This window comes from Staphylococcus sp. FSL W8-1207 (genome assembly GCF_038003745.1).
GTDB classification, from domain to species: domain Bacteria; phylum Bacillota; class Bacilli; order Staphylococcales; family Staphylococcaceae; genus Staphylococcus; species Staphylococcus equorum.
Window position 1 is genome coordinate 137,735 of the sequence record NZ_JBBOPU010000003.1, and the last position, 20,582, is coordinate 158,316.

Sequence of the window (20,582 nt, forward strand, 5' to 3'; positions counted from 1 at the left end):
AATTATTTATAGTACACTTATGATAATGAGGTGAAGAAATTGAACACTAATGAATTAACTGTTTATCAAAAGATTAGAAATGATATTATTTCTGGTGAATTGAAAAAAGATGAAAAGATTACAGAAGCTAAACTTGCTAAGAAGTATGATGTAAGCAGAACACCTATACGCGAGGCTTTGAAACAACTAGAATTAGAATATTTTATTAAAAACTCTTATATTTTCATGCCAACAAGTGAAGAATATAGACAAATTTTTGAAATGCGTATTTTATTAGAAACCTATGCATTAAGAAAAGCAGCGGTAGTATACACAAAAGAAGATTTAGAAGAATTAAATAAGTATGCCGAAATAAATATCGATAAAGAATCTGAAGATCAAATTATTGAAACGAATGACAAGTTCCATCAAAAGATTATTGCAGCTACAAATAATCAATTTATACTCGATACGTATCAAAAATACAAAAGTTTTATCTATTTATTTAGTCAAACTGTCATTAATCAACGTCGCCCTGGATTAATCGAAGAACACAAGGAAATTGTTGCGGCACTTTTTAAGAGAGACATAGATTTAGCTGTTGAATTATTAGAAACACACCTAAAAAATGATTTAGAATTCAGTCTCTATTATTTAGATTTTAAAAAAACTGAATAACATCAAATAGGCATAGATACATAGTAATTCAATGTATCTATGCCTATTTTTATTTCGACTAATTATAGAACTAATATAATTTAAATGAAAACTATGTATAAATTATATTAGTTCACAGTTATTGCTTTTTTTCCATTTTCGACATATATTATAGATAACTAGTATACTTTTTATACTACATCGGTTTATTTTCTTTTAAATAGGTAATGAGTATTAAAACTAGAAATTATCATAATACGGGGGTACACATATGAACATTGTCGGTCATCATCACATTTCAATGTATACAAAAGATGCTCAAATAAACAAAGACTTCTACACTCAACTATTAGGATTACGCTTGGTAGAAAAATCCGTGAACCAAGATAATCCAACTATGTATCACTTGTTTTTCGGTGATGAAATTGGCTCTGTCGGTACATTACTAAGTTTTTTTGAAATTCCACATGTAGGTAAGAACCGTCCTGGTACAAATTCTATCCATCGTTTATCATTACTCGTCCCAAATGAAGCTGCACTATCTTATTTCAAGTCGCGTCTCACAGAAGCTAATATTACGACAACTGATATAACATATCTAAATCAGCCAGCACTATTATTTAAAGATGTCGATAATCTAGAAATCGTATTGCTCGTTAACGATGATTATAAAATCCCCACAACGTGGAGAAAGAATCCTTATGCGGATGTTCCTGTACAACATCAAATATTAGGTATGGGACCTGTTGAGCTTAGAGTACGTGAAGCTCAACCAACAATCGATTTTTTAAAAAACGAACTAAATTATGCACCTCGTCAAGACACTGACGAAACTGTTATGACATTAGATCAAGAAGGTTTGTATACTGATTTCGTAGTTATTGAACAACAAGGAGAGCGTGCGCGTCCTGGTCAAGGATATGTACATCATATCGCCGTGAACACGCCAAAAGATTCAAATTTAGAGTCCGTATTAAACACAATTGATCATAACCCAGGAAATAATAGTGGCATTATAGATCGCTACTTTTTCAAATCTCTTTATTATCGACATAATAGTATTATGTATGAATTTGCAACTGATTCACCTGGATTTACGGTTGATACAGAGATTGAAAACCTAGGTAAAGAACTCAATTTGCCAGATTTTATGGAAAATCAAAGAACAGAAATAGAGTCTAAACTACATGATTTATAAAGGATGATACGCTATGGCTAAATTAAAAATGAATGAAAATACCCCATTAGAATTTGGTCTTTATTCACTTGGAGACCATTTACTTAATCCTCATAAAGGTGAAAAAGTAAGTTCTGAAAAACGTATACAAGAATTAATTGAAGCGAGTCAATTAGCCGAACAAGCAGGTATCAACGTTTTCGGCGTTGGTGAAAGCCATCAAGAACATTTTACTACACAGGCGCACACTGTTATTTTAGGTGCAATCGCACAAGCAACAAATACGATTAAAATATCTAGTTCATCCTCTATTATTAGTGCAGCTGATCCAGTTAGAGTCTTTGAAGACTTTGCAACACTAGACCTTATTTCTCAGGGTCGCACAGAAATTGTAGCGGGAAGAGCATCACGCACTGGTATATTCGATTTATTTGGTTTAGATTTAAATAACTACGACGAACTTTATGAAGAGAAATTAAATTTACTGTTAGAACTTAATAAAGCAAATAAAATTACTTGGTCTGGTAAGTTCAGACCTGACTTAAATAACATGGAAATTTTTCCAAGGCCTATAGATAATGTGTTACCAATTTGGAGAGCAGTTGGTGGTCCTGCTGCTAGTGCAATCAAGGCTGGTCGTCAAGGTATTCCGATGATGATTACAACTTTAGGTGGTCCAGCAATGACATTTAAAAATTCTATAGACGAATACCGTTTAACTGCCAAAGAATATGGCTTTGACAATTCCGCTGAAGCATTACCTGTTTCTACAGCAAGTTTATTCTATACTGCTGATACAACACAAGCTGCTTTACGTGAATTTTATCCTCATATTAATGTAGGCATGTCATTTATAAGAGGAACTGGTTATCCAAAACAACAATTTGCAAATACACCTGATTATAGAGATGCCCTAATGGTAGGAAGTCCACAGCAAATTATTGAAAAAATACTTTACCAACATGAGTTATATAATCACCAAAGATTTATGGCGCAAATTGATTTTGGTGGTGTACCTTTCGATAAAATCATGAAAAATATCGAACTTATCGGTAATGAAATTATACCTGGAGTCAAAAAACATTTGAAAAAGTAGGTGACTTAACATGAAAATCGTAATTCTATCCGGCTCAACTGTCGGTTCTAAGACAAGTACAGCCATGACATATTTAAACGAAGCAATTTCTCATCAACATGAAGAACATGAAATTCAATTTTTTGATTTAAAAAATTTAAATTTGTCATTTAGTGATGGTCGCAATTATTTAGATTATTCAGGGGATACTTTAGAATTCACTACTGCCTTAATGCAAGCTGATATTATTTTTATTGGTTTCCCTATATTCCAAGCTTCAATTCCTGGCACTTTAAAAAACGTATTTGATTTACTTCCTGTTAACGCTTTTAGAGATAAAGTTATCGGAATCATAGCCACGGCCGGTTCGCCTAAGCATTATTTAATTCCTGAAACACAATTAAAACCAATATTAGGTTATATGAAGGCACACATTATTCAAACTTATGTATTTATCGAAGAACGTGATTTCTCACAAGGTACGATTGTAAATGATGATATCTTATTCAGAATAGAGGAATTAGCTACTTCAACATTACGCGTCTCCAAAGTGTATTCACAAATAATAGAAGAAGAAAATGATCAATATGACTTTTAGTATATAAATTTCACAAATTAAACTTAAGTACATTAATCATTAATTATAAAATAGTTGATTTAATACAAATACGGAGAAACGATAAATATCATCGTCTCTCCGCTTTTTTAATCTTTCATCATTATAATCAATATGTTATTAATTCAATTTATTGGTAGCTAAACCTTTAGCTGTTTCAAAAACAGTAATATCTTTTTTTGTGATGAGGTCTTCAGTTAATTGCAATTCAGTCATTTGGTTTGTATCGTACCATTTAACATACATTGTGCGTGTTGTTAAATTGAACACTGTTTGGTAAAGGGTATAATGCAATTCTCCATTTTCATCAAGTACAGCGCCTTTAGGAATACTAATGCCATCTAATAATTTGAATGCATCCAACACATCATACTCAGGTTTGTCACTATTTATAAGATGATTTTTCAAAAATGCGGTGCGCACAAATCGCTCTGGTGCTGTATAGCCACCCGGTAAACCATAAGTGCCACCTTCATTTCCTAAGGATTTTAGTGGTTGCCCCATAAATGTACTTTCCTTTGGTTTCTGTGGTGTAATATTTGTATAATTTCTTAGGTTTTCGTAATGCCAGTTTAAATCTGGGTTATTCGTTAATACGCCGATTGGATTTTCATTTATGACGATACGGCCACCTTGGAATGTAAGTTCGACAGATCTACCTGTATCATCAGAAACGTGATAATGCAATGGCGGTACTTCTGCAATTTCGTTTACTACATGTGCTACCACATTAACTGATTTAGCATTTTCGATTAAATCGTCAATATTTTTATTATAGCCAAGTATCCATGTAATAATTTCGTTTTGGCTAATATTTATAAAGCCTTCTCGTACTTCAGAAGCATACGATGCATAACCTCTAAAGTATTGTACGGAAGCACCCACGCCGTGTTCATTCACGCCGTCTCCAAATACAAAGCCTGCCATATCGCTGCCTGCTCCGATAAAACCATACAGCGTCTCACCTTTATATCCAACACGTGATTCCCAATAAAAATGACGCGGCTGTACTGCGGGTTGTCCGTCCAAATGATAGACAAAATCCATCGTACGTCCTAAGATCGCCTGGTTACTCTTTGATAAGAATGAAAATCCTGTACACATTCATAATCTACTCCTTTACGCTATGCTTAATCTCTATCTATAATGATTAAATTCAGTTTCTTGTTCCTTGTTCCCCTCTATATTAGGAAACTTCTTACTATATTAATACTAATTCGCTTGCGTAACCGAGTTAGAATATAAAAAATTAAGTTCTTTTTAAGTCGTAATATATTCACATCGTTTACCTGTGCTCAATGAAATTGGTACATCAATAATGCGTTGATTTAATGAACCTTTATAAGGTAAGTTAGGTTGAAACAAATGATTGATAAAAGGCCCATCTACTAATACATCGATGAGCTCAAGTAATGCCCTTCTCTCAGCAGTATCTTGAACTAAATATTCATATAAAAATCCTGTCCATACCCATAACGATTTGGAATTACCAAAACGTTGCCTCAATACTTGGGCACATTTTAAAGTAATATCTAAATTGCAAAAAGGTTCGCCACCTAAAATGCTTAAACCTGAAATATAATCAGGTTCACAATAATCCATAATTTCTTCTAAAATAGTTTCGTTAAAACGTTCTCCGTATCTAAAATTTTGAGCAGCTTTGTTATAACAATTTTTACAAGCAAAAGGACAACCAGAAACGTACATACTGCATCTAACCCCTTCGCCATCAACAAAGCTCTGCGCTTCTATTTTGGCAATATAACCTTGTCCCTTTGTGATTTCTAAGATCTTCATAATGTTGTATCTTTCAAGTGTTTAACACGTGCACACATTTCTTTATGACGACCTTCAATTGTCGGCCGTTGTACAGGATTGCCTAAATAACCGCAAGTTCGTTTAACGACATCTACGGTTGTTGGGTCATCATTACCACATTCAGGACATCGATAACCTTTAGCTGTTGTTTTGAAATCTCCTTTAAAATCACATTTACGACAATGATCGATAGGGATATTCGTCCCTAGATAGCTCACCTTGTCATAGGAATAATCCCAAACCGCTTCCAAAGCTTTCAAATTATGATTGAGCTTTGGATACTCGCAATAGTGAATATACCCACCGCTCGCATATACAGGATAATCTTTTTCAAAATCTATTTTCTTAAATGGTGTAATGTCTTTACGTACATCATAATGGAATGAATTTTGGTAGTAGCCTTTATCTGTAATGTCAGCAACGTCACCAAATTTTTCTCGATCTAATCTGCAAAATCTATCTGTTAAAGATTCACTTGGTGTACTATATATGCTGAACCACACATCGTATTTTTCAGTCCAACGTAGTTGATAAACTTTCATGGCTTTTAAAATAGCTAACGTAAATGCTTTGCCTTTGGACTTACTTTCCCAATTCGGACCAAAGAATACTGTAGCCGCTTCATATAAACCGATATACCCCATAGACAATGTTGCACGTTTACCTTTAAATAGGTCCATCACACTATCATTGTCTGTTAAACGATGTTTAAATGCGCCATTTTTATATAAAATAGGAGCATTATCAGGTGTTGCTTCTGCTATTCGCTCTAAACGATACACTAACGCATCATGCATGATATTCATGCGTTCATGGAATAATTTCCAAAATAGTTCTATATCTCCATCAGATTCTAATGCAATGCGTGGTACATTGAGTGTCACTACCCCAAGATTACATCTACCATTATTTTCATATTCACCTGCTTCATTTTTCCATGCAGGTAAAAATGAACGACATCCCATCGGTGCTTTGAAATCGCCTAGCAATTCCACAGTTTTATCATAATTTAAAATATCTGGGTACATACGCTTTGTAGAACATTCTAGCGCAAGTTGTTTAATATCATAATTGGGATCTGATTCACTGAAATTCACACCCTTTTTGATGGAAAATACTAATTTAGGAAAAATTGCGGTAATGCGGTCTTTACCTAATCCTTTAATACGCGTGTGAAAAATTGCTTGCTGAATTTTACGGCTATATTTATCTATACCGAGTCCAAATCCCAGTGTTACAAATGGCGTCTGTCCATTAGATGTATATAAAGTATTAATTTCATACTCTAAACTCTCAATAGCATCGCCTATATCTTGTGTCACTTGATTATCCACAAATGTATCAATATCCGCTGCATTCACAAATTTTTCTGCAACTTTGCGGTGTTTTTGCTCATTAAATAGAGCGTACTTACTTAACAATTCATCGACTCTATCAATTGTGCAACCGCCATACTGACTACTCGATACATTCGCAATAATCTGTACTAACTGCGCAGATGCTGTTTGAATCGATTTCGGTGAAGTCACTGTTGCGTTACCTATTTGAAAACCGTCTTCTAGCATAATTTCAGCATCGATTAAGCAACAATTCGTTAATGGTTGAAAAGGATGATAATCTAAATCATGAAAATGAATATCTCCCTGTTTATGCGCTTCAGCCACATGCTTTGGCAGTAAATAGTCCAATGCATATGATTTAGAAACTACTCCCGCCGTTAAATCTCTCATTGTTGAAAACGTAGAACTATCTTTATTGGCATTTTCATTAACTACTGTAGGATCTTTAGTAATAAGATTTTTTAAATTCGTTTCAAGTTTATTCACATTATCCCTCTTTACTATATATTGTGTTTTATTTTAATTTATAACACTATATATAGTGATTCAAATATGAACATCTACGTTAACGAATTTGTCATATATTTTTAAACATTTCATGAACTTTAGTTTGTTTTTGCAATAAATGTATTAACTCATTTATCACTTTAAGCATTTTAGAAATTCTTCATATAATGCTACAGCTTGGTCTTCATTTTCAATACCATACACGTTCATTCTGCCGTCTTTAAATAGCGTTATTTCATAATCTCGATAAGATATCATTTTAGCGAAATAATTACTTTTCATGACTTTCACTGGTAGTAAATCTGTATATTTAAATATTTGAGGAGTAAATCTCAATAGAAATACATTACCGCACTGTTTTTCAATAGAATTTTGTTGAGCCATGTTGAGATATTCATAATTTCCTTCGTTACAGATAGGGCAGTTATTGTTTTTTAATGTATCTATATTAAGTGTTTTATACTGCATCGTATAGCAGTCCATCGTTGTTAACTTTCTAGAAAAACCTTTTCCAGACAGCCACCTTAATAACTCTGATACTTCCATGCTTGCCACTTGATGAATCACTGGAGGAAGTACACCATTTATTGCGCAACTTTCCCCTGTAGATGGTGTTGTACCAAGCATACATTTTAAGCATGGCCCATGATAATCAATGGCATATACTGTACCCTTACTGCCTACAGCTGCTCCATAAATCCATGGCACACCTAATTTATGACAAACTTCATTAATCAAATACCTAATCGCAAAATGATCCATTCCATCCAGTACGATATCAGGTTGATGTTGACAGAGTAATGCTTCTATATTTGTATTTGTAATCTCTTGATATAACGCCTGTACTTGAACTTCACTATTAATTTGTCCAAGATGTACTTTTAACGCTTCTACTTTAGGCAGCATTTGCGTGGCATCTGCTTCAACATAAGTAGCCTGTCTGTGTAAATTGGATTCTTCTACAATATCCATATCGATAATAGTGAGCTGACCAACACCCATTCGAGTTAACAACTCTGCACATTGGCTTCCAAGCGCACCTGCGCCCATAATCATGACATGTGTCTGTTGCAATTGCGCTTGTCCATATTTACCAAATGGTTCATAACGCATTTGACGATCATAGCGTTGTGTCATAGGAACCCTATACCTTCAGTAGGGCTTGAAGCTTGTGCTGTGTATTTCACTGGTATTCTTCCCGCTTCATAACTCAACCTACCTGCATGAATACCTAATTTCATCGCTTCCACCATTTTCACTGGATTTTGTGCGCTAGATATTGCCGTATTAAGTAGGATACCATCTGCTCCGAGTTCCATTGCATGACAGGCATCTTTAGGAGAACCAATACCCGCATCAACTATGACAGGAACATTTACTTTTTCGATTATATAACGTAAATTCAAAGGATTATTAATACCTCTTCCCGTGCCTATCGGTGATGCGAGTGGCATAATTGCATGCACACCTAAATCTTCTAATCGTTTTGCTAATACCACATCATTAGAAATATAAGGACAAACTGTATAACCTTTATCTAACAAGATTTCACAAGCTTTATACGTTTCTAACGGGTCGGGTAATAACGTTTCATCGTCTCCTATAACTTCTACTTTTATCATGTCACAGACACCTGCATGATTTGCGATTTCAGCTATGCGGACTGCTTCTTCTGCTGATTTGGCCCCGGCAGTATTAGGAAAAGTAATGAATTTAGATAAGTCTACTTTCGCTAATGGATTGGGTAACTTTTTATCATATAAATTCATTCGACGTACTGCAAAGGTCAAAACCTCTGTCCCTGACGCCTCGATTGCTTCAGTTTGTATCGCTTCACTATCAAATTTCCCTGTTCCTAATAATAATCTTGAATTTAACTTAAATTCGCCTATCTTGAACATGTTATCCGCCTCCTACAAATTCTAATAATTCCAAACGATCGTCATCCGTAACCTTATGCTTTGAAAATTGTTCTCTCTGAATTAATTGTTCATTATGTTCCACAATCATACGCGTTTCATCCAAATCTAGTTCTTGAATCACTTCCTGAATACTTAATGCCCTATCAAAAGTAAAGTTGTCACCGTTTATAATGCACTTCATTGGTCTTACCCCTTTCAATTATAAAATCTGCAAATTGTTCCGGCTTACGATCATACTGAATCCAATCGCCCATCCATTTTCCAACGTAAGGTGATAGTAAAATGCCATTGCGATAATGTCCTGAAATGATAAATAAATGTTTAGCTACTTCATCCATAATGGGTTTTTCACCTGAGGTATAAGGTCTAATGCCTGACCATTGATTGATTAATTTACCATCTCTTAAGTTAGGAATATGCATCGTAGCCTGTTGTAACAACCATTTTTTCCCTAATTGAGAAACACCTACTGAATAATCATCAAAATAACTTGTGGCTCCAATTAAATAACGATTTTTCATTTTTGGAACAACGTAACAACCATTTGTAGTAAATAGCGTTGTTTCTAAAGACAGATTTGGATGCTCTACAAGTAACACTTCACCCTTAACTCCTGTAACACTACTGTTTGGCATGTGGTGGCTCAATAATTTTCCACTCCAAGCTCCTCCAGCGACCACTACCTTTTCCGCAGTTAACACATCTGTATCCGTTACCACACGATATCCTGGATTTAATGGTGTTATGTCACTAACTTCTGTGTTGTAAATACGGTGAATGCCCCGTTGTTCTAATGATTTTAATAACGCTTTCGTGTATTTATTGGCATTGATTTGATTATCATTCGGTATATACATCGCGGATAAATTGTCTGATATTACGTTGCCATTCGTTCTTTCTTTCAGTGACTTTGCAGGCAATAATTCCACATCTCGGTTGTATTGCTGCAGAAATTTGTATTGCTTTTCAACACTTGCATTATCATCAATACTGCTTGCGAGTTTAATTAAACCACTATCCAGATATTCAATATCTAAGCCTACTTCATCTAGCAAACTATCCCTCAGTGGCTCGAACATAACTTGAGACTCTCGTGCTATATGAAACAAATCACTGTCTTCAGTAAATTCATTTTGAGCACCAAGCATGCCTCCAGCTTTAAATGAAGCATGTTTCCCTGGTATATCACGATCTATCACAGCAATTTTGATATCTGATTTACTTAATTCTCTCGCGATTGACATGCCCATTACACCAGAGCCAATGATTATGACATCATACATACGTCTGCCAAGCCTCCTTCAGCTGTTTGATTTCATTTACGTTTTGTTGCGCAAAAATGGAAATCCCTGCAATGCCTTTGAATCCATTAGGTAGCTCTTTTAAAGTTTGTGTATTGATACCGCCTAAAGCGATAATTGGGATATTGAATTTTAACGCTTTATTTATTTCATTTTCTGTCCTTGAATGTTGATTCGGTTTGGAATTGGTTTTAAAAATATGTCCATATAAGACAAATGCTAACTGTAATGCTTCTGCTTGTGCTATATGTTTTGTGTCGTGTGTAGACATACTAACTTGGATGTCTGGATGATTATATTTAAAGTCCGCTATGCGCTCATCTTTTTCTTTAAAATGAATCGCACGTAACTTGCATCGTGTTAATACAGTTAAATTGTCATGAATAATTATTTTACTTTTAGGAAAGCCGGATTGATTAAGCAAATGAACCCAATCAATCAATTCAGCCGTCTCCATTGGTGTTCTGATAATTAAATAGTCTATAAACTGCTCTATTTTGATATACTGCTTAATTTCTACTGCATTTAAATACTTATACTGTGTAATTGCTATAAACAATGTTTTCACCCCAAATAAAAAAACGTCATTTTTCTGGTAAGAAAAATGACGTTGGATTAACGAATTCGCATGTTTATAACGCCACTTTCCTACGCCAGTACAAACTGGATCAGGTTCAAGGAATTCCCAAGTTACTACTTCGGTCTCAGCCTTATGCAAGGCACTTCCAGTGGTTATTTAAGCTATTTAATTTTTATAATAATTATTAAATATGTGTTGAAGAATTATTACATACAACTTAACCTATTCCATTGATTATTTCAAGTGGTATTATAATTTAAGTTGTTTTTAAGTGTTAAAGTAGATACTATTACTTATTTTTAAATAATTCAACTAGTAACTATTTTTTACTTTTAGATATTTCTAGTAAACTAGCTGTAAGACTTTGAGTTTGTCGATATACACTTTTATATAAAGCAAAATATTGCATATATTGTTCGTGTTTCTCACTATCTGGTTTAAAAGATTTTTCATAACGTATAAATTGCTTTGTAGTCGCTTCGATACTTTCATACCATCCTAGACCACATACAGCCAAGATTGCCGCACCCATACAAGGCCCTTCTTCATACTTCAATTTACTAATTTCAGCATTAAATATATCGGCTTGTAATTGCAACCAAAAGTCGCTTTTTGCACCGCCACCGATAGACACGATATGTTGAATATCTTTACCACAATCGCGTAAATATTTTATCGACTCGAATAAAGAAAAGGTTATACCTTCAATAACTGCCCGTGCCATGTCACCACTACTATGTAAGCCACTTAAACCTATAAAGCTCCCTCTGATGTTGGAATCCCCATGTGGCGTGCGTTCTCCCGATAGATATGGTGTGAATAATAATCCATTACTGCCAACCTGTGATTGACTCGCCATGGTAATGATTTCATCATAGCTTAAATGTCCTAATATATTTCGGCGTAGCCACTGCAAACTGTCACCAGCAGCAAGTGTCACGCCCATAACATAAGCCATATCTTCTAAAGCATGATTAAAATAATGCATATTCCGGCGATACTCCGTATGTTTTTCACTTTCACATGATAAGACCACGCCTGAAGTGCCAATACTACAAAGTGTTTCATTGGTTTTAATCATTCCCGCACCAAGCGCTCCACATGCATTATCACCACCACCTGCAATAACAGCCACTTGCCCATTTAGTCCGAGTTCTGTTGCTATCTTCTCGTCCATATAACCAACTAATTTATGTGAAGCTACAAGTTTAGGGTAAATATTATGAATATCAAATTGTTCACCAATATTTTCATCCCAAGCTTTGCACTTATGATCAAATAATAATGTACTTGAGGCATCTGAATATTCCATATTTAACTTGCCAGTTAATTTGAATCGAACATAATCCTTAGGTAATAAAAACACTTTCGTATTGCGCCAATGTTCAGGTTCATTTTCCTTTATCCATAATAATTTCGTAAGGGTAAAACCTTCTAATACAGGATTATCTAACACATAATCACCTAGTTTTTCTCTAATAACTTCACATTGAGGTGTAGTCCTTGTATCGTTCCAAAGAATTGCATTTCGTAGTGGTTCGCCATTATCGTCCAATATTACTAAACTATGCATTTGTCCTGAAAGTGATAGTCCGCTAATATGCATATGCTTAACTTCATCTGTCACCATTAATCGCTTAATACATCGTTTAGTTGCTTTAAACCACGCTTCTGGATGTTGTTCATTAAACCCATTTTGTGGCTGTATGATGTCTAGAGATTCGCTTGCACTCTGTAAAACTTTACCATGTCTATTTACTGCTATTACTTTAACAGAGCTTGTTCCAATATCAATACCTAACACTGCATCAGTCAATTTAATCGGTCCTTTATAAATAGATTTTAAATTTTTATTTCGTAATATGTGATATACGACCTATTTATAACACGTCCGATAAATAAATCAAAATTCTAAAAAAGAGAGCGGGAATATAAAATCAAATTATGATTTCATATTCCCGCTCCACTAGGTTGTCTAGATATTTAAAATAGAATTCTAGAAAAATAGATGACGATGACTACTGTTACTGCACTTAGTAGTGTTGATAAGAAGACCAATTGCGCAGCAAGTTCTGGGTGGTTATCATATTCTTGCGCAATAACTGAACTATTTACCGATGTTGGCATAGCAGAAGCGATAAATAACGTTTGTGCAATCACGCCTTCTAAACCAAGTAATTTAATAATCACTAAAGCAATAAGTGGACCAATAACTAGTCTCACAAATATATAAATATAAGAAATTGACCATTTAAAGCTGAATTTAATATTCGCAATTTGAGCCCCTAGCAATAATAATGCAACAGCAATCATTGCATCCGCCACGTAATTTGCTGGCGTCCAAATAAATTCTGGTATTGGCACATTATTATAATTTAAAATAATAGCTAACACCAAAGCGTATAAAACTGGCATTTTAAAATATCCAAGTAGCGCCTGTAATTTCCCTATTTGCAACGACTGAATCGCAAAAATTCCGTATGAAAAAGTGAATATATTTTGTAATGACAATACAATAACTTGCACAGACATAGCTAATGGATCGCCTTTAAACACTAAATCATTAACTGGAACGCCATAGTTGCCTGAATTGAAAAACAGAATGCTATTCGTCAACGTTGTTGCTTCCCCTTTATCTGTTTTACGAATAGTAGACAACAGCTTACCAATTATATATAGGACGACCATATACAAAATAAAGAAAATGACTATGTAAAATAAAAGCTTTATAGCGAAATCTGTTTTATAAAACTTCACAAATATAAACCCTGGTACAAATACATATATATTTAATTTAGCTAGCGTCTTTAAATCTAATGTGAATTTCTTTTGTAAAATAAACCCTAAAAAAATCATGATAAAAATAGGTAAAAGTACAGTTTGTAAAATATACAACATCTCACTCATTATATTCCCCCTTTGTTCAAAATCATATATGAATTAGACTTATATAAATTAATTATTATAGTTTATGATAGCAGAATATTAATTAATTTACTGTTTGTCTGACTAATAAAATATTTTTCATCTTTATATTTACATATGAAATAAAAAACGGATTGTTTAACGTGAAACAATCCGTTGTTTTATAAATATTTTATGTATGGAATTTCATTTTTAAGATTCTGAAATCTAGACTCTTTTTAATTTGGTCGTCTGAAAAAATATATATCCAAACCACTATGAATTCCACATACTGAGTCGAGAATTAGACTTCTGCTAGTCTTCCTTCACTAAGAGGTAAGGCTAACCTTTGGGTAAAATGCCAATTTCATGCGGAAATTAGCTCTATTTTGTAATTAAGTATTCTAAGTTTAGTGTTCCTTTCAAATACTTAATTTTTTATTTCTTGCGGTTTCTTTTTTTCTCTTCTAACACTGACATCACTATAAATCCAACTACCAAAATAGGTAATAGCATTCCAATTACCATCATCATATTTTTCACCCCATTTTAATATCAGAAAATAGCCTGATAACAATTAATTTAATTGAATAGCTCTTTATTAAAATATAACATATTTTTTACGGTTTTATGAATGTGAATATGACTATAATATGTCTATTTTATTTATAATTTGAAAAACTAGATTTCCAATCATCTGGAAACCTAGTTTGTTTTTGATCCATTTAATTATCGAGTTTAATTAGTATTTATATGGATCATTATGATCTTGTTTCGTTTTTCCATCTAAATCATCAAAGTCTTTTAAATCTTGATCTTGATTAGAATTAGATCTTTCATATGACTCATTCACTGCGTCTTGTTTATTGTCATTATACATTTCACCTTCACCATGAATCGGTTGTTTTGGTTTTCTCACTAATAACATAACACCTGCAACAATCCATAATATCGCATTTATCCAGTTTCCTAAGAATGAAATGACACCTACTAGAATAAGTAAGATTCCGGCTGCTTTAGCTTTTTTATTTATTAAAATAGCTCCAATGATTGCAATGATCAAAATTACTATAGATAAAACCAAGCCTGCTGTTAATAAACTACTCAACATACCGAAGATATTTGTACCATCTTCATATGAGAAGCTTGGATCATCTGCCATCATTTGTTGAATGACTGTTTCTTTCACCTCATTGTTACCTATCATTGGTATGAAAACTGCGATAAGAACTACACCAATTAATTGCAATGCAATACCTATCCATGTGAGTACGCGTTCAGTTGTTCTTTTTATCATAATCGTGCGCCTCCTATTTCTATTTATTCGCTTCAATTACAATGCTAATTATACTAATTGTTAATATTTAAGTCTATTCATTATAAACAAAATATGTTTAAAATAATAAATAATATAATAACAAAAAAGGCTCGCATTGTATGCGAGTCTTTTTGTCAGTTTTTATGTGCTTTAAATGCGTCATTAAGACGCGACAATTGGTCTACAAACTCATGTACTTCATCTGTTGTAAATTTGTCACCTATACGTTCTTTAACAGCTTCAATCATAACTGAATTTGCTTTTTTTAAAAAAGTCTCCCCTTCTGTACTGAGTTTAACTAATTTAATACGTTTATTATCTGTATAGGCTCTTTCAACGTAGCCCATTTCTTCTAATTTAACGATACGTTTAGAAGCTGCCGTTTTAAATATATTTTGCAACATTGCAAGTTCATTAATCGTCACTTTACCTTCAGTTTGTATTATTCTCATTGCTTCAATTTGTTCTCCTGATAAAAAATTACCTAAACCTGTTTCCTTTATCATTTCTACAATTTCTTTATTTAAATGCAACATAACAAACTGAAATTTGGTAATGGCTTCTTCTATCGTTTGATTGATGTTTTCATTTTCCATACTTTTCACCCCTACATTGCTTTAGCTTTACTTAAATTCCACTGAAAATGGAACTTTTTCTCTCTTGTTAAACCATAATAGCACTAAGAATTGTAATAATATCATTCCAATAATAATAGCACTTAATAGTATTACAATGAAACTAAAGTTAAAGTGTCCAGCATTGGTAAAGATTGCTTCTCTATATCCTTGAATTGCATAGGACATTGGAGAAAATGGATGAATCCATCTAAAGAAGCTGGCTGAAAGTTCAATTGGGAACATGCCTTCACTTGAACTCAATTGTAATATGAGTAATAACATGGATAAGAATAATCCAATTCTATCCAAGAATAATGCTAAGAATGACGTAATCGTTATTGCAGCAATAGCCCATAAGAAGCTCACTAATAGGAACTGGCCTACGTTGTCAATCGACATATTGAATGCAAATATAACCCAGCTACTCATAAACAATGCTGATAAACCACCTTGCAGAAGATAAAGTAATAGCTTACCAAGCGCTTGTTTAGTTGAGGAAACGCCTTTGTTTAATGTTTTTCTCAATGGATAAATCGCACTAAATGACACTGCTCCAACAAATAAACTTACACTCGCCATATAAGGTACAATTGTTTCGCCATAATTGTCAGCCTCAGTAGGATTATTTTCATTTATTTTCGTTACATTATTTAATGCTTTTTCATTGTCATCTTCAAGTGAAACATCTTGCTGACTCGTGATTGCTTCATCTAACTTAGCTTTTAATTGATCATTATTTTCCTGTAATTGATTTAAACCATCAGTAACTTGGTCATTACCTGATAATAATTGCTGTGCAGGTTGTCCTACCGCTGGGACTAATTGTTGCAAGCCATCACTGACTTGCTGATTACCATCAATTAATTGTGACTCTGCATTAGACATTTCGCCTAGTGCGTCAGATGTATCTTGATAACCATCTTGTGATTTTTTCGTACTCGCAAATATTTCAGTTAAGTAATTTTCACGAATATCATCTTTAATTGTGTCTGTTACTGTATCAATTGCTTTCTGAGCAGTTTGACTACCCGTGTAACTTGATCCCGGATTAACTTGCATTTCTAAATTAATTTTTTTAGGATTTTCATCTAGTAATGTCGTTGCATTTTTAGATGCGTCTTTAGGTACAATAATTGTTCCCACACTATTACCTTTTTCCAATTCATGTGCAGCTTTTTTCTCGGAAACTGCTTGGAATTTAAAATCCTCATTATCTTTTAATTCATCTACTAAATCATCGCCAATTGTTATTTTTTCACCATTTAATTTGGCTGATTCGTCTTGATTTACAATAGATATTTCCAATTGATCTGTCTTATCATATGGGTCCCAAATTGAGCCTACAAATAGTGCCACATAAATTAGAGGGATAAGCGCTATGGCTATAAGAGATACGATCAACATTTTATTTCTGAATATAAATTTAAATTCATTAAACATTTACTATCTACCTTTCTTTTTAAAATTGTACACCTCATGTACTATTAGTTTGAAAATAATCCCAAACGCTATAAACATTGCGTTATGGAGAGTATTAATCCTTAAATTTATCTATTTTTTAAATATGTGGAGTGTTTTTATTTATACAGTACACCCCATGTACATTTTTATATAATACGCTCTTGAAAATAACTTGTCAATCATAAAATATTAGTGAAATCTAAAAATCTCTTTATGCTAACTTAGATTAGTTTAGTAGAAGTATATATTGAAGGAATTTTTTCATTGATTCAGTTATATATTTATTTTCGTTTGCTTTTTCTTCTATATAAATTCAAAAAATGGATAATTGATTATAATATGTTTTTAAGAATGGCAATGATTTGGGCCGTCTCATAACTAGTTAATAAAGTGCTAGATGGGTACTACAGGATATGCCAGCGGAAATCTTGCATATAACAATTGCCAACAAAGTCGGAGGTTTTGTCGACACTCTAAAATAATCTAAACATAAAAATGTTTAGATTATTTTTATGTTTTATCTTCATAATTACCATTTTTTTAATCTGTCTACTATAATATATAATATAAGACTTGTATCACTAATATTACTTGCTAACATAACTTTATCGATAATCTATAACTTTGGTGCAATGTGTTACACTGTTGTAATATTAGACAAAAATCGCATTTAAACCCTGTTTAAACTTATAAGAGGTAATTAAAAAATGGAAAATAATTTAAAAATCAGTATGAATGAAAGACGTGTATTAAAACAAATCTTCAATAATCATAATATTTCACGCACTCAAATATCTAAGAATTTAGAAATCAATAAAGCCACTATTTCTAATATATTAAATGCTTTGAAAAAGAAATCCTTAGTCATTGAAGTGGGCGAAGGTAATAGTACGAAAAGCGGAGGACGCAAACCAATCCTCCTAAAAATCAACAAACATTATGGCTATTATATTTCTATGGATTTAACATATAGCTCTGTAGAATTAATGTACAATTATTTTGATGGTACCGTGTTAAAACATGAATCATATAACTTACCTGACAAAAAAGTGAGTAGCATCTTGGCTATATTAAAAACAAATATCCCTACTTCTGAAAGCTATGATACTTCCTATGGCTTGTTGGGCATGTCTGTCTCAATTCACGGTATTGTAAATCACAATCAAACTATTATTCACCTTCCCTTCCATGAAAGTGAAGGCATTTCCATTACAGATGAGTTAAGATCACTGACTCAAGTTCCAGTAATTATTGAAAACGAAGCAAACTTATCTGCAATTTATGAAAGAAGCATCCATAGTAATTCAGAAATGAGAAATTTAATTGCTCTAAGTATTCACAAAGGCATTGGTGCAGGTTTAATCATTGATAAAAAATTATATCGTGGCTCTAATGGTGAAGCTGGCGAAATCGGTAAAACGCTCGTTCTTCAAAATGGTGAAACATACAATACAATTGAAAATATTTGCTCTCAAGAAGCATTAATTCAAAGTATTAGTAATAAATTTGAACGAAATATATCACTTGCAGAACTTATCGAACTTTATCATCAACATAATGATATTGTTATTCAAGAAATTGAATATTTTACAACTAAAATTGCAGTATTAGTTCACAATTTAAATACGCAATTTAATCCGGATATGATTTATGTTAACTGCACATTAATCAATGAATTACCTGTTATTTTAGATTCGATTAAAACACAGCTACATCAATATTCGACTCATTCCGTACAACTCAATCTTACTACGAATGTGAAACACGCAACCTTATTAGGTGGCTCAATCGCAATTATGCAGAAATTATTAAACATTGATGATATTCAATTAAAATCTAACTAAACAAGCACACCCTTTTACATTTTTGTAGAAGGGTTATTTTTGAATTATTTTAGAAAGCGTTTACAAAAATAATTTTCCGTGCTATATTATCTCTAAAGTTAGTTTGTTTAAAAAACTAACCAACTAGTTATAGGAGGATTATCATGACATATTTCAATATTGATAAAGTAAATTACGAAGGACCTAAATCAAATAATGTTTTTAGTTTTAAATATTATAATCCCGAAGAAAAAGTAGGCGACAAAACAATGGCAGAACACCTAAGATTTGGTGTGGCTTATTGGCATACATTTACAGCTGACTTATCTGACCCATTCGGTGTTGGTACAGCTGAACGTGATTGGGATAACTTAAGTGACATGGACAAAGCTAAAGCAAGAGTTGATGCAATTTTCGAATTTATGGAAAAAACACGTATTGATTATTTCTGTTTCCACGATATAGATATCGCTCCAGAAGGTGCAACATTAAAAGAATCTAATGAAAATTTAGATATCATTGTAGACCTTATTAAAGAAAAAATGGAGCAAACTGGTAAAAAATTACTTTGGAATACGACAAACAACTTTACACACGAACGTTTTGTACATGGTGCAGCAACTTCTTCTAACGCTGAAGTTTTCGCATATGCCGCTGCAAAAGTTAAGAAATCATTAGAAATCGCTAAAAAATTAGGCGCTGAAAACTTTGTTTTCTGGGGCGGACGTGAAGGTTATGAAAGTTTACTAAACACAGACATGAAATTAGAGTTAGACAACTTAGCTAATTTCTTAAAATTGGCTAAAAGCTATGCAGAAGAAATTGGTTATACAGGACAATTCTTAATTGAACCTAAACCAAAAGAACCTACAACACACCAATATGATACTGATGTTGCGACTTCACATGCTTTCTTACAAAAATATGACTTAGATAAAACATTCAAATTCAATATTGAAGCAAACCATGCAACATTAGCTGGTCACACTTTCCAACATGAATTAAGATATGCACGTGATAATGATTTATTAGGTTCAGTAGATGCAAACCAAGGTCACCCACTATTAGGTTGGGACACAGACGAATTCCCTACTGACGTCTACGATACAACATTAGCAATGTACGAAATCTTAAAAAATGGTGGATTAAATCCAGGTGGTTTGAACTTCGATGCTAAGCCAAGAAGAACTTCATTCAAACAAGAAGATTTAATTTTAACGCATATCGCTGGTATGGATACATTTGCACTTGGATTAAAAGTAGCTCATAAAATGATTGAAGATAATTTCTTTGAAAATATTGTAGATGAAAAATATAAATCTTTTGCTGAAGGTATTGGTAAAAAAATAGTTGAAGGTAATACTTCATTTAAAGAATTAGAGGAATATGCTTTCAACATCAATGAGATTGATAATACTTCTGATCGTTTAGAAGTAATTAAAGCTCAAATGAATCAATATATTTTAAACATTAATAATGGAGACTGA

Annotated in this window: 19 protein-coding genes and 1 riboswitch; of the genes, 6 read left to right on the forward strand and 13 right to left on the reverse strand. The window is 33.0% G+C overall.

Features of this window, described 5'->3' with window-relative positions:
- Positions 1 to 30: 30 nt before the first annotated feature.
- From NSR03_RS12510 to NSR03_RS12525, 4 genes are all read left to right on the forward strand, one after another.
- Complete coding sequence (locus tag NSR03_RS12510; RefSeq protein WP_236593589.1) at positions 31 to 657, forward strand: GntR family transcriptional regulator; 627 nt, start codon at positions 31 to 33, stop codon at positions 655 to 657.
- A gap of 250 nt (positions 658 to 907) precedes the next feature.
- The gene (locus NSR03_RS12515; RefSeq protein ID WP_021338910.1) at positions 908 to 1,834 is read left to right on the forward strand and encodes a VOC family protein; all 927 of its coding nucleotides are present in this window, start codon (positions 908 to 910) and stop codon (positions 1,832 to 1,834) included.
- Between the two features lie 13 nt (positions 1,835 to 1,847).
- On the forward strand, positions 1,848 to 2,909 hold the full coding sequence (locus NSR03_RS12520) for an LLM class flavin-dependent oxidoreductase (protein WP_021338911.1): 1,062 nt from the start codon (positions 1,848 to 1,850) through the stop codon (positions 2,907 to 2,909).
- Positions 2,910 to 2,919: 10 nt separating this feature from the next.
- Positions 2,920 to 3,486, forward strand: a complete 567-nt coding sequence (locus tag NSR03_RS12525) for an NADPH-dependent FMN reductase (RefSeq protein WP_021338912.1) — start codon at positions 2,920 to 2,922, stop codon at positions 3,484 to 3,486.
- 138 nt (positions 3,487 to 3,624) lie between these two features.
- Here the strand turns inward: NSR03_RS12525 and NSR03_RS12530 are convergent, their stop codons facing one another.
- The 13 genes from NSR03_RS12530 to NSR03_RS12590 all read right to left on the reverse strand — a co-directional run bounded on the left by NSR03_RS12530 (position 3,625) and on the right by NSR03_RS12590 (position 17,251).
- Positions 3,625 to 4,608, reverse strand: a complete 984-nt coding sequence (locus NSR03_RS12530) for a choloylglycine hydrolase family protein (protein WP_021338913.1) — start codon at positions 4,606 to 4,608, stop codon at positions 3,625 to 3,627.
- A 156-nt stretch (positions 4,609 to 4,764) separates the two neighbouring features.
- Positions 4,765 to 5,301 (reverse strand): anaerobic ribonucleoside-triphosphate reductase activating protein, encoded by a 537-nt coding sequence (gene nrdG, locus NSR03_RS12535; protein ID WP_021338914.1) that lies wholly within the window; start codon positions 5,299 to 5,301, stop codon positions 4,765 to 4,767.
- Positions 5,298 to 7,166: an anaerobic ribonucleoside-triphosphate reductase gene (gene nrdD, locus NSR03_RS12540; protein ID WP_256092635.1), complete on the reverse strand. Its 1,869-nt coding sequence runs from the start codon at positions 7,164 to 7,166 to the stop codon at positions 5,298 to 5,300. Before nrdD ends, nrdG begins: the two co-directional genes overlap by 4 nt.
- 138 nt (positions 7,167 to 7,304) lie before the next feature.
- Positions 7,305 to 8,306 (reverse strand): ThiF family adenylyltransferase, encoded by a 1,002-nt coding sequence (locus NSR03_RS12545; protein WP_021338916.1) that lies wholly within the window; start codon positions 8,304 to 8,306, stop codon positions 7,305 to 7,307.
- Entirely contained in the window at positions 8,303 to 9,070 is a 768-nt protein-coding gene (locus tag NSR03_RS12550; protein ID WP_069821117.1) for a thiazole synthase, read from the reverse strand. Before NSR03_RS12550 ends, NSR03_RS12545 begins: the two co-directional genes overlap by 4 nt.
- Position 9,071: 1 nt before the next feature.
- Complete coding sequence (gene thiS / locus NSR03_RS12555) at positions 9,072 to 9,272, reverse strand: sulfur carrier protein ThiS (RefSeq protein ID WP_021338918.1); 201 nt, start codon at positions 9,270 to 9,272, stop codon at positions 9,072 to 9,074.
- Positions 9,250 to 10,374, reverse strand: a complete 1,125-nt coding sequence (locus NSR03_RS12560) for an NAD(P)/FAD-dependent oxidoreductase (RefSeq protein WP_021338919.1) — start codon at positions 10,372 to 10,374, stop codon at positions 9,250 to 9,252. Before NSR03_RS12560 ends, thiS begins: the two co-directional genes overlap by 23 nt.
- Positions 10,367 to 10,951: a thiamine phosphate synthase gene (locus NSR03_RS12565; RefSeq protein WP_069821173.1), complete on the reverse strand. Its 585-nt coding sequence runs from the start codon at positions 10,949 to 10,951 to the stop codon at positions 10,367 to 10,369. The genes NSR03_RS12560 and NSR03_RS12565 overlap by 8 nt, the downstream gene beginning before the upstream one ends.
- 69 nt (positions 10,952 to 11,020) lie before the next feature.
- Positions 11,021 to 11,129: riboswitch (TPP riboswitch) on the reverse strand.
- Between the two features lie 162 nt (positions 11,130 to 11,291).
- On the reverse strand, positions 11,292 to 12,788 hold the full coding sequence (gene xylB, locus NSR03_RS12570; RefSeq protein WP_069821118.1) for a xylulokinase: 1,497 nt from the start codon (positions 12,786 to 12,788) through the stop codon (positions 11,292 to 11,294).
- 167 nt (positions 12,789 to 12,955) lie between these two features.
- Positions 12,956 to 13,879 (reverse strand): AEC family transporter, encoded by a 924-nt coding sequence (locus NSR03_RS12575; RefSeq protein WP_002506448.1) that lies wholly within the window; start codon positions 13,877 to 13,879, stop codon positions 12,956 to 12,958.
- A 739-nt stretch (positions 13,880 to 14,618) separates the two neighbouring features.
- On the reverse strand, positions 14,619 to 15,173 hold the full coding sequence (locus tag NSR03_RS12580; protein WP_069818377.1) for a DUF4064 domain-containing protein: 555 nt from the start codon (positions 15,171 to 15,173) through the stop codon (positions 14,619 to 14,621).
- Positions 15,174 to 15,328: 155 nt separating this feature from the next.
- Entirely contained in the window at positions 15,329 to 15,790 is a 462-nt protein-coding gene (locus tag NSR03_RS12585; RefSeq protein ID WP_069821119.1) for a MarR family winged helix-turn-helix transcriptional regulator, read from the reverse strand.
- A gap of 27 nt (positions 15,791 to 15,817) precedes the next feature.
- A complete protein-coding gene (locus tag NSR03_RS12590) occupies positions 15,818 to 17,251 on the reverse strand; it encodes a YhgE/Pip family protein (RefSeq protein ID WP_069821120.1) in 1,434 nt (477 codons plus the stop codon).
- 728 nt (positions 17,252 to 17,979) lie between these two features.
- On the opposite strand from NSR03_RS12590, the gene NSR03_RS12595 reads away from it, so the two are divergent.
- Both NSR03_RS12595 and xylA read left to right on the forward strand, forming a co-directional pair.
- The gene (locus tag NSR03_RS12595) at positions 17,980 to 19,116 is read left to right on the forward strand and encodes an ROK family transcriptional regulator (protein WP_069802570.1); all 1,137 of its coding nucleotides are present in this window, start codon (positions 17,980 to 17,982) and stop codon (positions 19,114 to 19,116) included.
- A 143-nt stretch (positions 19,117 to 19,259) separates the two neighbouring features.
- Positions 19,260 to 20,582, forward strand: a complete 1,323-nt coding sequence (gene xylA, locus NSR03_RS12600; protein WP_069802572.1) for a xylose isomerase — start codon at positions 19,260 to 19,262, stop codon at positions 20,580 to 20,582.

Bases quoted from the DNA above. Each gene is read 5' to 3' on its own strand.
- NSR03_RS12515 (WP_021338910.1), top strand. From the start codon at position 908: ATGAACATTGTCGGTCATCATCACATTTCAATGTATACAAAAGATGCT.
- NSR03_RS12520 (WP_021338911.1), top strand. From the start codon at position 1,848: ATGGCTAAATTAAAAATGAATGAAAATACCCCATTAGAATTTGGTCTT.
- NSR03_RS12525 (WP_021338912.1), top strand. From the start codon at position 2,920: ATGAAAATCGTAATTCTATCCGGCTCAACTGTCGGTTCTAAGACAAGT.
- NSR03_RS12530 (WP_021338913.1), bottom strand. From the start codon at position 4,608: ATGTGTACAGGATTTTCATTCTTATCAAAGAGTAACCAGGCGATCTTA.
- nrdG (WP_021338914.1), bottom strand. From the start codon at position 5,301: ATGAAGATCTTAGAAATCACAAAGGGACAAGGTTATATTGCCAAAATA.
- NSR03_RS12545 (WP_021338916.1), bottom strand. From the start codon at position 8,306: ATGACACAACGCTATGATCGTCAAATGCGTTATGAACCATTTGGTAAA.
- NSR03_RS12550 (WP_069821117.1), bottom strand. From the start codon at position 9,070: ATGTTCAAGATAGGCGAATTTAAGTTAAATTCAAGATTATTATTAGGA.
- thiS (WP_021338918.1), bottom strand. From the start codon at position 9,272: ATGAAGTGCATTATAAACGGTGACAACTTTACTTTTGATAGGGCATTA.
- NSR03_RS12560 (WP_021338919.1), bottom strand. From the start codon at position 10,374: ATGTATGATGTCATAATCATTGGCTCTGGTGTAATGGGCATGTCAATC.
- NSR03_RS12575 (WP_002506448.1), bottom strand. From the start codon at position 13,879: ATGAGTGAGATGTTGTATATTTTACAAACTGTACTTTTACCTATTTTT.
- NSR03_RS12580 (WP_069818377.1), bottom strand. From the start codon at position 15,173: ATGATAAAAAGAACAACTGAACGCGTACTCACATGGATAGGTATTGCA.
- NSR03_RS12585 (WP_069821119.1), bottom strand. From the start codon at position 15,790: ATGGAAAATGAAAACATCAATCAAACGATAGAAGAAGCCATTACCAAA.
- NSR03_RS12590 (WP_069821120.1), bottom strand. From the start codon at position 17,251: ATGTTTAATGAATTTAAATTTATATTCAGAAATAAAATGTTGATCGTA.
- NSR03_RS12595 (WP_069802570.1), top strand. From the start codon at position 17,980: ATGGAAAATAATTTAAAAATCAGTATGAATGAAAGACGTGTATTAAAA.
- xylA (WP_069802572.1), top strand. From the start codon at position 19,260: ATGACATATTTCAATATTGATAAAGTAAATTACGAAGGACCTAAATCA.